This is a genomic window from Pedococcus sp. P2_E4 (assembly GCF_056403935.1).
The window spans coordinates 1-12,536 of record NZ_JBFUEO010000023.1 but is presented as its reverse complement, the minus strand read 5'-3'; the positions used below and the strand labels follow the sequence as shown (position 1 = coordinate 12,536).

The following is a 12,536-nucleotide window of genomic DNA, read 5'->3' as shown; positions in this document are numbered from 1 at the left end:
CGCGCCACCCGTATGTCGTGCCCGGCCGCAAGGGCGGGAAAGTGGTGCGTCCCACGGACGCGCCGTTGTGCGTCCGGGGCCCGGCGCCGACGTACTGTGGCCCCGTGGATTTGCCGAAGCTGACCCGTCGCCCCCTGCTCGCAGGCCTGCTGGCCGCTCCCCTCCTGACCGCTGCGTGCTCCAAGGACGAGCCGTCGAAGGCTGCCCCGGCGGCCCCGTCGACGACGACCGCGAGCGCCCCGCCGAAGCCGGCCGCCACTGGCGCCGGGCTGCCGGCCGACCTGCTCGCCGTGATCTCGGCCCTGTACATCGGTGGTTCCGTGCCGTCCGGTGGGGCAGTCGCCGCGGCCCTTCGCAAGCGCAAGCCGTTCGGCAAGGCCGTCACCGTGGGCGGCTCGACCGGCACCTGGAAGGGCACGCCGGTCGCCGTCGTGACCGTGGGCAAGGACGTCACCCTGCTGACCAAGGGCAAGGGCTGGACCGTGGTCGGTGGCTGGTGGCCGTCGCTGGGGGTCGCCCGTCCGCCGATGAAGTCCATGCGGGTGCTCGCGATCGGCTCGGACGCCCGCACCAGACAGCCGGTCGAGAAGTGCCGTGGCGACGCCCTCCAGATCATCGGGGTCGACGGCAAGGGTGTCGGCGGGATCGTCGGCATCCCCCGCGACTCCTGGGTCTCCCTGACCACCGGTGGCACGTCGAAGATCAACGCGGCCTTGGCGTACGGCGGCGCCAAGGCGCAGACGGCGACCGTCGCCCGCGCTGCCGGCATCCCCATCGACGGGTACGTCGTCACCGGGTTCAAGGGTTTCCGTGGCCTCGTCTCGGCGGTCGGCGGCATCACCATCACGGTGACCTCCGCGCTCAAGAGCGTCGACGGCTTCCAGATCGTCAAGGCCGGGACCAACCGGCTCAACAGCGAGCACGCGCTCGCCTTCGCCCGGGAGCGCAAGCACCTGTCCAACGGTGACTTCGGTCGTTCCGCCAACCAGAGCCGGCTGATCAAGGCCGGCATGGTCATGGCGGCCAAGGCCGGTCCCGCGGCGCTGCCGAAGTTCCTCTCCAAGATCGGTCCGCACGTCGCCACCAACCTCTCCGTCGACGAGATCCTCAACCTGTGCGCCGGTGTCTACCTCACCAACCCGGCATCGGTCAGGATCAAGACGGCAACGGGGTCGGTCGGCACCCGCAGTGGCCAGTCGGTCGTCCTGCTGGGAGGCGCGGCGAAGTCGGCCTTCCGCGACATGAAGGACGGCCGGCTTGCCTGACGCTCCAGTCGTGGTGCGCGCCGCGCGCACCAGTGACGTGCGCGCCATCCGTGAGCTGGTGCGGCCGCTCGCCGAGTCGCGGGTGCTCGTGTCCAAGGACGCCGTCACCTACTACGAGTCGGTGCAGCAGTTCCGGGTCGCAGAGGTCGATGACGTCGTGGTCGGTTGCGGCGCCCTGCACGTCATGTGGGAGGACCTCGCCGAGATCCGCACCCTCGCGGTGACGCCCACCGCTCTCGGGCGGGGTGTCGGCTCGGCGATCCTCGGCGCGCTCGTCGAGGACGCCCGGGCGCTGGGGGTGCAGCGACTGTTCTGCCTGACGTTCGAGGTCGACTTCTTCACCTCCCACGGCTTCTCGGTGATCGAGGGCCAAGCCGTCGACCCGGAGGTCTACGCCGAGCTGGTGCGGTCGTACGACGAGGGCGTGGCGGAGTTCCTCGACCTGGAGCGCGTCAAGCCGAACACCCTCGGCAACACCAGGATGCTGCGCACCCTCTAACCCGGCCCCGACCCGGGATCTGGTGCGGGTCCTGGTCGGGGCCTCGGTCCCGGTCCAGGCCCTCGTCCCGGGCCGGCCGTGCCCGACCCGCCTTGCCCGTGATGGCGCCGCGACACCACCCGGATCCGGACGCTGGCTGCCAGCACCAGCACGAGCAGGCCGGCGATGACCCCGAAGCCGAGCTGCGGGATGAGGGGCAGCGAGATGCCGATGCCCCCGCCGACGACCCAGGCGATCTGGAGCACCGTCTCGGACCACGCGAAGACGCGGGTACGGACGTTCTCGTCGATGTCGCGCTGGACGACCGCGTCGCTGCCGAGCTTGATCAGCTGCGCGGCGAGCCCGGCCACCAGGCCCAGGGCCAGCAGCGTCCACAACGAGTAGAACGTCGCCGTCGCCACGGCCGCCAGGACGTCCAGGATCAGCGCGGCGGAGATGATGACGTCGGGACGCAGCCGGCTCAGCGCGTTGCCGACCACGGTGCCCAGGGCGTTGCCGGTGCCGGCGGCGCCGACGACGAGCGCGAGGACCAGTGTGCCGCTGTGTCCGGGGATCGGGTGCTCGCGCATCAGGAACGCCATGAAGAGTGTCAGGAAGCCGGTCAGGAGGCGGGCGCCCACCGCGCTGCACAGCGCGGCCAGCACGGTCGTCGGGAGCGCGGCCAACCGCGACCTCAGCCGCTGGCCGGGGCTGGGGCGCCCACTGGCGCGTCGAGGCAGGGGGATCGGGCCGGTGTCCTCGATGTCCTGCTCGCCCACCGCGGAGTCGACGCGGGACGGCAGCCGGATGGCGAGGACCGTGCCCACGACGTAGATGAGGAACGCCAGGCGCAGGGACCACTCGGGCCCGATGCGCGCGGCGGCACCAGCCAGGCCGCCGCCCACGGCCATTCCGGCCACCCCCGCGAGGGCGTTGCGCGAGTTGGCGTTGACGAGGCTGAAGCCCGGCGGCAGCAGCCGGGGCACCGCGGAGGCCCGCGTGACCCCGTAGGCCTTGGAGGCCACCAGGCACCCGAGGGCGGCCGGGAACAGCCACGGTGAGCCGCCCGCGACGGCTCCGGCCAGCACCCAGCAGAGGAAGGCTCGCAGCGCCAGCGTGGTGCCGATCGCCCAGCGTCGACCGTGCCGGAAGCGGTCGAGCAGGGGCCCGATGAACGGCGCGAGCAGGGCGAACGGCGCCATGGTGAGGAGCAGGAACTGGGCGACCTGACCGCGTGCCTCGTCGGTCGGGATCGCGAAGATGGTGCCGGCGAGGCTGACCGTGAGGGCGGCGTCGCCGCAGACGTTGACGAAGTGGAGCTCGACGATTCGCGCGAGGCCGCTCTCACCGGCCCCGGCGCTGTGCGTGTAGGCGCGCGCCCTGCGAGCGCCTGCTCGACCGCCGCGGCCGGCGAGCCTCGCCCCGGCGAGCGTCCCGCGCCCGAGGACCCGGCCCGTCCGCGAGGCACCTCTCCCGACCAGCGTCGCCGTGCGTCGGCCCCGGCTGCGCGCGGTGTGCGGCGTGCTTTCGTCGCCGAGGTCCCCGTGCGGGGCGTGACCGTTTCCCCCGGGCTCGTGGTCGGTGTGCGGCCCGGACATCAGCTCGCCTCGCGCCTGCCGGGCAGCCGGTAGCGACCCCGGGCCAGCGGCTCGACCAGCCCGTCGGCGACGAGGGAGTCGAGGCAGCGTTCGCGTTGGGCGACGTCCTCCGACACCGCCTCGAGTGCCGACCGCGGCACCGGACCGGCGCTGTCGCGCAGCACGGCCAGCAACGCGCCGCGCAGCTGGCGGTCGGTGCCGTGCCACGCCTGACCGCGCCGGGGTGGCCCGGTGTGGGCGGGGTGCCCCGCGGCGCGCCAGGCGCACAGGTCGGCGACGGGGCAGTCCGCGCAGCGGGGCGAGCGAGCCGCGCAGACCAGCGCGCCGAGCTCCATGACGGCGACGCTCCAGCGGCGGGCGCGCTCGGGCTCGACCGGCACCAGCCCGGCCGCGACGGTGAGCTCGGACCGCGTCGGCGACGGCGCGGCATACGCCTGTCCGCCGACCACGCGGGCGAGCACGCGGCGCACGTTGGTGTCGACGACGGTCGTGCGCTCGCCGAAGGCGAAGGTCGCGACGGCGGCGGCGGTGTAGGTGCCCACTCCGGGCAGGGCCAGCAGCTCGGCCTCGGTGGCCGGCACCCGGCCGTCGTGGCGCTCGGCCATCGCGACGGCGGCTGCGTGCAGCCGCAGSGCSCGGCGGGGGTAGCCCAGCCGCCCCCAGGCRCGGACGGCCTCACCGGGCGCGGCCGACGCGAGGTCGGCGGGCGACGGCCAGCGCTCCAGCCACTCTCGCCAGATGGGTTCGACCCGGACTACCGGAGTCTGCTGGAGCATGACCTCGGACACGAAGATCCCCCACGGGGAGGCGTCCGGACGTCGCCAGGGCAGGTCACGGGCGTTGTGGTCGTACCACTCGAGGACGCGCTCGTGCAGCACGGCGGGAGAGCTCGACCCGGCCATGCGGGTGGTCACACGTAGCGTTCGAGGATGCTCGACTCGGCGAGGCGCGACAGGCCCTCGCGGACTGCGCGGGCCCGGCCCTCACCGACGCCCTCGACGTCCATGAGCTCCTCGAGGTTGGCGGCGAGCAGCTTCTGGAGGCTGCCGAAGTGCTCGACGAGCCGGTCGACGATGGCGCCGGGCAGCCGGGGGACCTTGGTCAGCAGGCGGTAGCCGCAAGGGCTCACCGCCGAGTCGAGGGCGTCGCCACCGATGGCGAAGCCCACTGCCTTGGCGCCGGCCGACAGGTCGAGCAGCTCGGTCGAGGTGAGCTCCTCGAGCGCGGCGAGGGCCTGCTCGACGGTGAGGCTGCCCCTGGCGAGCGGCAGGTAGTCGCGGATCACGAGCTCACGGTCGTTGCCGAGGCCGCCGGTGAGCTCCTCGAGCTGGAGGGTGAGCAGCCGGCCGTCGACGCCGAGCTCGACGACGTAGCCGGAGATCTCGTCACTGATCCGGCGCACCATCTCGAGGCGCTGCAGGACGCTCGCGACGTCGCGCACGGTCACGAGGTCCTCGATCTCGAGCGCAGACAGCGTGCCGGTCACCTCGTCGAGGCGGGACTTGTAGCGCTCGAGGGTCTGCAAGGCCTGGTTGGCGCGGGACAGGATCGCGCTGGAGTCCTCGACGACGTGGCGTCGGCCGTCGACGTAGAGCGCGACGATGCGCATCGACTGGCTCACCGAGATGACGGGGTAGCCGGTCTGCTTCGCGACGCGCTCGGCGGTGCGGTGCCGGGTGCCGGACTCGCTGGTCTCGATCGACGGGTCGGGGACGAGCTGGGTGGCCGCACGCAGGATCCGTGAGGCGTCGCGGTCACAGACGATGGCGCCGTCCATCTTGGCCAGCTCGCGCAGCCGCGTCGCGGAGAACTCGATGTCGAGCGGGAAGCCGCCGGTCGCCAGCGTCTCGACCGTGCGGTCGTAGCCGAGCACGATCAGCGCACCGGTGCGACCCCGCAGGATCCGCTCGAGTCCATCGCGCAGCTCGGTGCCGGGTGCCACCGCTGCGAGGGTGGCGCGCAGCGCGTCGTCCTCGCGAAGATCCACGTCGATGTCCCCTTGGTGCCGCTGGTCTGGTTGGCGCGAGTCTAACCGGGCGCAGCCTGCAACGCGGCGCCGACCGCCCGTCGGATGTCGGCGCACTCCACGACCTGCATGCCCTCGGGGATCGGCCCACCACCGAGGACTCCGGTGGGCACGTAGGCCGTGCGGAAACCGAGGCGTGCGGCCTCGGCCAGCCGGCGCGGTATGCCGGTCACCGGACGGAGCTCGCCGGCCAGCCCGAGCTCGCCGAAGGCGATCGAGTGGTCGGCCAGCGGGCGGTCCATGACCGCGCTCGCGATGGCCAGCGCCACCGCGAGGTCGGAGGCCGGCTCGGTGAGCCGGACGCCCCCGACCGTGGACAGGTAGACGTCCTGGTTGCCGATGGGAGCCCCCGCGCGCTTGGCCAGGACGGCGATGATCATGGCGACGCGGGCCGAGTCGAGACCACTGGTGGCTCGACGGGGCGTGGGGATCTCGCTCTTGGCGACGAGGGCCTGCACCTCGGTCATCAGCGGGCGTCGACCCTCGAGCGTCACCGTGACACAGGTGCCGGGGACGCTGAGCGTGCCCCGCGACAGGAACAGCCCGCTGGGGTCGGCCAAGCCGACGATGCCCACGTCGGACAGGTCGAAGCAGCCGACCTCGTCGGTGGGGCCGTAGCGGTTCTTGACGGCGCGGACGAGGCGCAGCCGGGAGTGGCGGTCGCCCTCGAACTGCACGACGACGTCGACGAGGTGCTCGAGCACGCGCGGCCCCGCGATCGAGCCGTCCTTGGTCACGTGGCCTACGAGCAGGACCGCGATGCCACGGGACTTGGCCACCTGGATGAGGGAGGCCGCGACCTCGCGCACCTGGCTGACGTTTCCCGCCGCGCCCTCGACCTCGCCACTGGCGATGGTCTGGACCGAGTCGAGGATGACGAGCTCGGGCTGGACCGCCTCGATCTGCCCCAGGACGGTCGCCAGGTCGGTCTCGGCCGCGAGGAACAGGGACGCCGCCATCGCCTCGATGCGCTCGGCGCGCATCCGGACCTGGGCCGCAGACTCCTCGCCGGTGACGTAGAGGACGGTGCGGCCGCGGTCCTCGCGGGCGGCGCGCGCGGCGACGTCGAGCAGGAGGGTGGACTTGCCGATGCCGGGCTCGCCCGCGACGAGGACCACGGCCCCGGGCACCAGCCCACCACCGAGCACGCGGTCGAACTCGCTGACTCCGGTGCTGCGGGCCTCGGCCCGGCGCGCGTCGACCTGCCCGATCGGCACCGCGGGTCGCTCGACCCGCGTCGCCGTGGTGGTGCGCACGGTGACGGCGCCGATCTCGCTGACACTGCCCCAGGCCTGGCACTCGCCACAGCGACCGACCCACTTGACGGTGGTCCAGCCGCATTCGGAGCAGCGGAACCCGCTCGCCTTCGTGGATGCCTTCGCTGCCATGCCGGACAACCTACGGCCCGGGGCCGACAGGCCCCGACGAGCCCGAGCCACCGAGCGCGGCGCGCCGAGCCGGGGCCCTGGCCGGGGCCCCGACGCTCAGCCCTGCTCGGCGACCTTCTTGAGGCCGTCGAGCATGCCCTGCCAGTTCTGCGAGAACTGCTCGGCCTGCTCGGCGCTGTCGCAGCCGTCCTGGGTGAGCTGCACCGTCGTGGAGTCGCCGGACGGCGACAGCTCGTAGCGCACCCGGTGGTAGTTCTCGGGCACGTCGTCGGCGCCCGTCATCGGGCTGTAGTGCGTCACCTCGAGGAGGCGGCCGGGCTCGGCCTGGAGCACCTCACCCTTGTCCTGGTAGGGCTTGCCCTCCCACTCGCCGGTCCAGGTGATCGGGCTCCCGGGCTGCCAGTCGCTGGCCACCTCGCTGCCCCTCATGTACTCGGCGACGAGCTTGGGATCCGTCATGGCCCGCCACACCCGGTCCGGGTCGGCCTCGACGGTGGTGCTCGCAGTGGCGACGTGGTCGGTCATGGTGCCTCCTGGGGGTCCGGGGTGTCCGGTTCCTCCCACCCTGTCCCGGGGCGGCCGCGCTGTCCAGACCTCCGTGAGCCCAGACCTCCCTGACCCCGGACCTCCGTGAGCCCGGACCTCAGAACCGGCGCCACCACAGGTCGACGGCGTAGTCGACGCCGGTGCCCTCGTGCTCGGTCAGGATCCCCTCGGCAGCGGTCTCGGGGAACTCGATCCGCACCACCGCCTCGAAGTCCTCGCGCGTGCTGAAGTCCCAGCGGATCGTGAGCCGCTCACGCGACCACCCCTGACGGGCCCAGAACCGCTCGACGGCGAGCGGGTCGTAGGACGGGTAGGCGCGGGAGAACCACCGCCCGAACGTCGAGCGGGTCGCGTCGTTGTCGATGACGTATGCCGTGCCGCCGGGTCGCAGCACCCGCTCGAGCTCGGCGAGCCCCGGCTCGCAGCCGGCGCCGAAGAAGTACGCCCAGCGTGCGTGGGCGATGTCGACAGAGTCGTCGGGCAGGGGCAGCGACTGGGCGACGCCCTCCTCGACGCGGACCCCGGACAGGCCCGTCACGCGGTCGCGGGCCAGCTCGACGAGGGGCGGGTGCGGCTCGACCCCGACCACCGAACGGCAACCGAGCGTGCGGAACCGGGGGAGGTGGAACCCGCTGCCGCAGCCGACGTCCACGAGGTCGGCGCCCTCGAACGGGTGCTGCGCGGACATCGCGGCCTCGATCACGCCGACGCGGTCGACGCCGAGGTTCTCGACCTCGTAGACGTCGGGGGAGTCCCAGATGTTGGGGCTGCGGGTGGGGTCGGGCAACTGGTCCACTAGCGCTTGCGGGTCCTCGCCGCGGACTCCTGGGCCGCGAGCGTCGCCGGGTGGACGAGCAGCGGCAACATCTTGCGGGAGTAGGCGTTTCGCGCAGCCTTCACGCTCGCGAGGTGAGCCTCGCAGCGCAGCTCCAGCTCGGCATACGCGCTCTCGCCCATCAGCTCGACGAGCTCGCCCCTGTTGCTGCGGAAGACGGGCTCGCGACCGACGTGCGCCTCCGGGTTGCCCGAGCAGTACCAGTCGAGGTCGTGGCCGCCCGGCCCCCAGCCTCGGCGGTCGTACTCGGTGATGGTGACCTCCTGCCAGCTCGACCCGTCGGGCAGCTCGACCGTGCGGTAGGTGCGCCGGATCGGCAGCTGCCAGCACACGTCCGGCTTGACGGTGTGCGGCTCCTTGCCGGTGAGGACGGCGTGCTGGTGCAGGGCGCAGCCCGCGCCCGCAGGGAAGCCGGGACGGTTGAGGAAGATGCAGGCTCCGTCGACGACCTTGGTCTTGATTGCGTCGTCCTCGTGCTCGGTCCAGGCGGAGACCTTGGTCGAGCCCGGGTGCAGCTGCCACTCGTCCTCGCCGAGCTCCTTGACGACCTTCTTGACGCGCTTGAGGTCATCGTCGTCGGTGAAGTGCGCGCCGAGCGTGCAGCAGCCGTCGTCCGGCCGGTCGGCGTAGATGCCCTGGCAGCCGCTGCCGAAGATGCAGGTCCAGCTCGAGGTGAGCCAGGTCAGGTCGCACCGGAACCGCTGCGGGTGCTCGGAGGTGTCGGCAGGGTCGGTGAACTCCACCCAGATGCGGGGAGTGTCGAGCGGGGTCTCTGCCACGTCGTCACCCTACGTCGTGCGTTGCCACTCCTAGGGATCGGCTCGCTCCGCGGACCGTCGGCGCCTCCACGACAGCAGCGACACGGCCACGAGCAACAGCCCCGCCGCCAGCCAGTTGGGCCGGGTGAGGTCCTGGAAGGCGTCGCCGAGCCGGACCGGCCGGTCGCGGTCCGGGTGGCCGTCGCCACCGAGGCGGCCCAGCTGGTCGACCCCCATCGCGACGGCTGCGGCACCGGGGAGGGCGAGGAGGACGAGCCCCCATCGTGACCCGAGCAGCCAACCCAGGAGGCAGAGCAGGGCGACGGGGACGACCGAGGTGACGAGCAGCATCCCCGCCTCGACGTACCTGTCGCGTGACGGGGTCTCCCCGAAGAAGGGAGCCGTGCTGATGACGGCGGCCACGACCTCCCACCCGAGCAGCAGCAGGCCGAGCAGGACGACAGCCGCGGTCACGGGCCAGACCGGCCGCCGGGGCGCGGGCGCGGGCCCGGGGCGCGCGGTCGTGAGGTCGGGGCGGTCGGTGTCAGCCGGCATACCCCCCAGTCTGGCGGGGATCTCCGCGGTGCACCTGAGCAGCAGCCCCCACGCCGATAGGTTGCTCGCATGCGCCTCGGGGTGGTCGACGTCGGCTCCAACACCGTGCACCTGCTCGTCGTGGACGCCCACCGGGGCGCCCAGCCGCTGCCGGCGACGTCGCACAAGATCGAGCTGCGGCTCTCGGAGCACGTCACCGAGGACGGGCTGGTCGCCGAGTCCGGGACGCGGGCGCTCGTGGGCTTCATCCGCGAGTGCCTGACGGTGGCCGAGGACCAGGGGGTCGAGGAGGTCATGGCGTTCGCCACCAGCGCGATCCGCGAGGCGCCGAACGGCGAGGCGGTCCTCGCCCGCGTGCGCGACGAGACCGGTGTCGCGCTCGAGGTGCTTTCCGGCGAGGACGAGGCGCGGCTGACGTTCCTCGCCGTGCGCCGCTGGTTCGGGTGGTCCAGCGGCACGTTGCTCGTGGTCGACATCGGCGGCGGGTCGCTGGAGCTCGCGGCAGGGATGGACGAGGTGCCCGATGCCGCCGTGTCGTTGCCGCTCGGGGCCGGGCGGCTGACGCGTGACCTGCTCGCCGGGGACCCGCCCGGGCCGGACGTCGTCCGCGAGGCCCGCCGGGTGGTCCGGCAGCGGCTCGCCGGAGCCGTGCGCCCCCTCGCGAAGGCGGGCCCGCCCGACCGCGCGGTGGGCACCTCCAAGACGATGCGCTCGCTCGCCCGCGCCCTGGGTGCCGCCCCCAGCAGCGACGGCCCGTATGCCGTGCGCTCGCTCTCGCGGGCCGACCTCACGCTGCTCGTGGGCCGGCTCTCGGAGATGAAGGCGACCCAGCGCGCCCAGCTGCCGGGCATCTCGCCAGGCCGCTCGCGCCAGCTGCTGGCCGGCGCCCTGGTCGCCGAGGCGGCCATGGACCTGCTGGGGCTGGAGCGGCTCGAGATCTGCCCGTGGGCGCTGCGCGAGGGGCTCATCCTCGACCGCCTCGACGCCCTGCGCTGACCCGCGCCGGGTACGCCTGGGAGGGGCGACCTTGCCGCGAGGGCCGCACGGTGCCGCGGGTGCGCTCGCGGCAACCTGCGGTGACCGCGGCAACGTCGAACGGTGACGGCTGGGTAGTCTCGAACCATGTCCTCGGCGGTCTCGATCCCCGGCGCGACGGTGGCGCTGTCGAGCGCCTCGGTCTACCCGGAGGGCTGCGCAGGCGCGTTCGCGACCGCCGCCCGGCTGGGCTACGACGCCGTCGAGGTCATGGTCTTCACCGACCCGGTCTCGCAGGAGGCCGGTGCCCTCAGCGCGCTGGCCGAGCTGCACGGCATCCGCATCGTGTCGGTGCACGCCCCGACCCTGCTGCTGACGCAGCGGATCTGGGGTCCGGACCCCTGGACCAAGGTCGACAAGTCGATCGAGCTGGCCCAGGAGGTCGGCGCCGACACCGTCGTGCTGCACCCACCGTTCCGGTGGCAGAAGGAGTACGCGCGCGACTTCGTCGAGGGGATCGCGCTGCGTGAGCACGAGACCGGGATCCGGCTCGCCGTCGAGAACATGTTTCCCTGGCGGGCCAGGCAGCGCGAGTACCAGGCCTACCTGCCGCACTGGGACCCCGTGCCGCAGGCCTACGACAACGTGACCCTCGACCTCTCGCACACCGCGACGGCCGGGTCCGACGCGATGGAGATGGCCCGCACCCTCGGCCCGCGGCTGGCGCACGTCCACCTCGCCGACGGGCTCGGCTCGCTCAAGGACGAGCACCTCGTGCCGGGGCGCGGCGCGCAGCCGTGCGCCGAGTTCCTCGAGATGCTGGCCACCCGGGGCTTCGCCGGCTCCGTCGTCGTCGAGGTCGGCACCCGCAAGCTGACCCCCGACCAGCGCGAGCTCGACCTCGCCGAGGCCCTGGCGTTCGCCCGGCTCCACCTCGCCGCGGCCCCGACCGTCTCCACGGGCGTGCGGTGAGCCCCCGCGGCCGGCGTCCGGGCGGTGTCGACACCAAGGCGGCCATCCTCGAGGCGGCCAGGGGCGAGTTCGCGGACAACGGCTATGACGCGACGTCGCTGCGCGGGGTCGCCCGCCGGGCGGAGGTCGACCCCGCGCTGGTGCACCACTACTTCGGGGGCAAGGGCCAGCTGTTCGCCGCGGTGATGGACATCCCGGCCGACCCCGCCCAGCTCGTGGGCGCGGTGCTCGCCGGCCCGCACGACCAGGTGGGGGAGTCGCTCGTGCGCACGTTCCTCGCGGTGTGGGACTCGCCGTCGGGGCGCCAGCGGTTCCAGGCGCTGATCCGGTCGGCCGTCACCCATGAGGAGGCCACCCGGATGCTGCGGGAGTTCCTCACCCGCGAGGTGTTCGGCCGGGTCGTGGCCGGGATCGAGTCCAGGGGTGGCGACGGCGACGCCGACATCCGCGCCGGGCTGGCCGCGTCACAGATGGTCGGGCTCGCCTTCATGCGCTACATCGTCGAGTTCCCCGCCGTGGTCGAAGCGTCGCACGACGACCTGGCCCGGCTGGTGGGTCCCACGATCCAGCGCTACCTCGCTCCCTGAGGCGAGCCCGCGCCATACGGCGGCGGCGTCCAGTGGGCGCGAGGTGCGTCACCGGCGCGGCTGTGGCGCACATCGCGCTCACTCGGTGGTCCTCGACCCTTGCCGCGCGCCCGGACGGGAGGTATTATTCAGCACATGATGAATAACGCGGTGGAGGTGCGGAACCTCCGAGTCGTGCGCGGTGGGCGCACGGTGCTGCCCGACCTCTCCGTCGACATCCCGACCGGTCAGGTCGTCGGGCTGCTCGGACCCAGCGGCAGCGGCAAGTCGACGCTCATCCGGGCCGTCGTCGGCGTCCAGGTCGTCGAGTCCGGCGAGATCACGGTGCTCGGCGAGCCGGCGGGCTCCGCCGGTCTGCGGCACCGCATCGGCTACGTCACCCAGAGCCCCAGCGTCTACGACGACCTCTCGGTGCGCGCCAACATCCGCTACTTCGGCTCCATCCTCGGTGTGCCGAGGTCGGCTGCCGACGACGCGATCGAGGCCGTCGACCTGGCCAGCCACGCCGACGTCCTGGTCGGCCGGCTCTCGGGTGGTCAGCGCTCACGTGTCT

At 73.1% G+C, this 12,536-nt stretch carries 14 protein-coding genes; 6 read left to right on the top strand and 8 right to left on the bottom strand.

The genetic code is table 11. The features are described from left to right. Positions 1 to 104: 104 nt before the first annotated feature. Entirely contained in the window at positions 105 to 1,265 is a 1,161-nt protein-coding gene (locus tag AC1DV7_RS11955; RefSeq protein ID WP_477597348.1) for an LCP family protein, read from the top strand. Beyond that, the gene (locus AC1DV7_RS11950; RefSeq protein ID WP_477597347.1) at positions 1,258 to 1,764 is read left to right on the top strand and encodes an amino-acid N-acetyltransferase; all 507 of its coding nucleotides are present in this window, start codon (positions 1,258 to 1,260) and stop codon (positions 1,762 to 1,764) included. Before AC1DV7_RS11955 ends, AC1DV7_RS11950 begins: the two co-directional genes overlap by 8 nt. On the opposite strand, the gene AC1DV7_RS11945 is transcribed toward AC1DV7_RS11950, so the two are convergent. The 8 genes from AC1DV7_RS11945 to AC1DV7_RS11910 all read right to left on the bottom strand — a co-directional run bounded on the left by AC1DV7_RS11945 (position 1,761) and on the right by AC1DV7_RS11910 (position 9,449). After that, positions 1,761 to 3,341, bottom strand: coding sequence for an MFS transporter (locus tag AC1DV7_RS11945; RefSeq protein ID WP_477597346.1), 1,581 nt, complete (start codon positions 3,339 to 3,341; stop codon positions 1,761 to 1,763). The two genes, AC1DV7_RS11950 and AC1DV7_RS11945, sit on opposite strands and share 4 nt — an antisense overlap. Then, a complete protein-coding gene (locus AC1DV7_RS11940) occupies positions 3,341 to 4,243 on the bottom strand; it encodes an HhH-GPD family protein (RefSeq protein ID WP_477597388.1) in 903 nt (300 codons plus the stop codon). Before AC1DV7_RS11940 ends, AC1DV7_RS11945 begins: the two co-directional genes overlap by 1 nt. A gap of 8 nt (positions 4,244 to 4,251) precedes the next feature. After that, a complete protein-coding gene (disA, locus tag AC1DV7_RS11935; protein WP_477597345.1) occupies positions 4,252 to 5,328 on the bottom strand; it encodes a DNA integrity scanning diadenylate cyclase DisA in 1,077 nt (358 codons plus the stop codon). Between the two features lie 41 nt (positions 5,329 to 5,369). Next, the gene (gene radA / locus AC1DV7_RS11930; RefSeq protein WP_477597344.1) at positions 5,370 to 6,755 is read right to left on the bottom strand and encodes a DNA repair protein RadA; all 1,386 of its coding nucleotides are present in this window, start codon (positions 6,753 to 6,755) and stop codon (positions 5,370 to 5,372) included. A gap of 96 nt (positions 6,756 to 6,851) precedes the next feature. Beyond that, positions 6,852 to 7,280: an SRPBCC family protein gene (locus tag AC1DV7_RS11925; RefSeq protein WP_477597343.1), complete on the bottom strand. Its 429-nt coding sequence runs from the start codon at positions 7,278 to 7,280 to the stop codon at positions 6,852 to 6,854. Between the two features lie 118 nt (positions 7,281 to 7,398). Next, positions 7,399 to 8,097, bottom strand: coding sequence for a class I SAM-dependent methyltransferase (locus AC1DV7_RS11920; protein ID WP_477597342.1), 699 nt, complete (start codon positions 8,095 to 8,097; stop codon positions 7,399 to 7,401). Next, positions 8,097 to 8,915: a DUF3109 family protein gene (locus tag AC1DV7_RS11915; RefSeq protein WP_477597341.1), complete on the bottom strand. Its 819-nt coding sequence runs from the start codon at positions 8,913 to 8,915 to the stop codon at positions 8,097 to 8,099. Before AC1DV7_RS11915 ends, AC1DV7_RS11920 begins: the two co-directional genes overlap by 1 nt. A 30-nt stretch (positions 8,916 to 8,945) precedes the next feature. Further along, positions 8,946 to 9,449, bottom strand: coding sequence for a hypothetical protein (locus tag AC1DV7_RS11910; protein WP_477597340.1), 504 nt, complete (start codon positions 9,447 to 9,449; stop codon positions 8,946 to 8,948). A gap of 69 nt (positions 9,450 to 9,518) precedes the next feature. Here AC1DV7_RS11910 and AC1DV7_RS11905 point away from each other — a divergent pair, with 69 nt between their 5' ends. From AC1DV7_RS11905 to AC1DV7_RS11890, 4 genes are all read left to right on the top strand, one after another. Beyond that, entirely contained in the window at positions 9,519 to 10,445 is a 927-nt protein-coding gene (locus AC1DV7_RS11905) for a Ppx/GppA family phosphatase (protein ID WP_477597339.1), read from the top strand. 126 nt (positions 10,446 to 10,571) lie between these two features. Further along, positions 10,572 to 11,396 carry a sugar phosphate isomerase/epimerase family protein gene (locus tag AC1DV7_RS11900; RefSeq protein ID WP_477597338.1) on the top strand — a complete coding sequence of 275 codons (825 nt, stop codon included), beginning with the start codon at positions 10,572 to 10,574 and terminating at the stop codon, positions 11,394 to 11,396. Next, positions 11,393 to 11,983: a TetR/AcrR family transcriptional regulator gene (locus tag AC1DV7_RS11895; RefSeq protein WP_477597337.1), complete on the top strand. Its 591-nt coding sequence runs from the start codon at positions 11,393 to 11,395 to the stop codon at positions 11,981 to 11,983. The genes AC1DV7_RS11900 and AC1DV7_RS11895 overlap by 4 nt, the downstream gene beginning before the upstream one ends. Positions 11,984 to 12,118: 135 nt before the next feature. Continuing rightward, the coding region (locus tag AC1DV7_RS11890) for an ATP-binding cassette domain-containing protein (RefSeq protein WP_477597336.1) at positions 12,119 to 12,536 on the top strand (418 nt) is incomplete at its 3' end.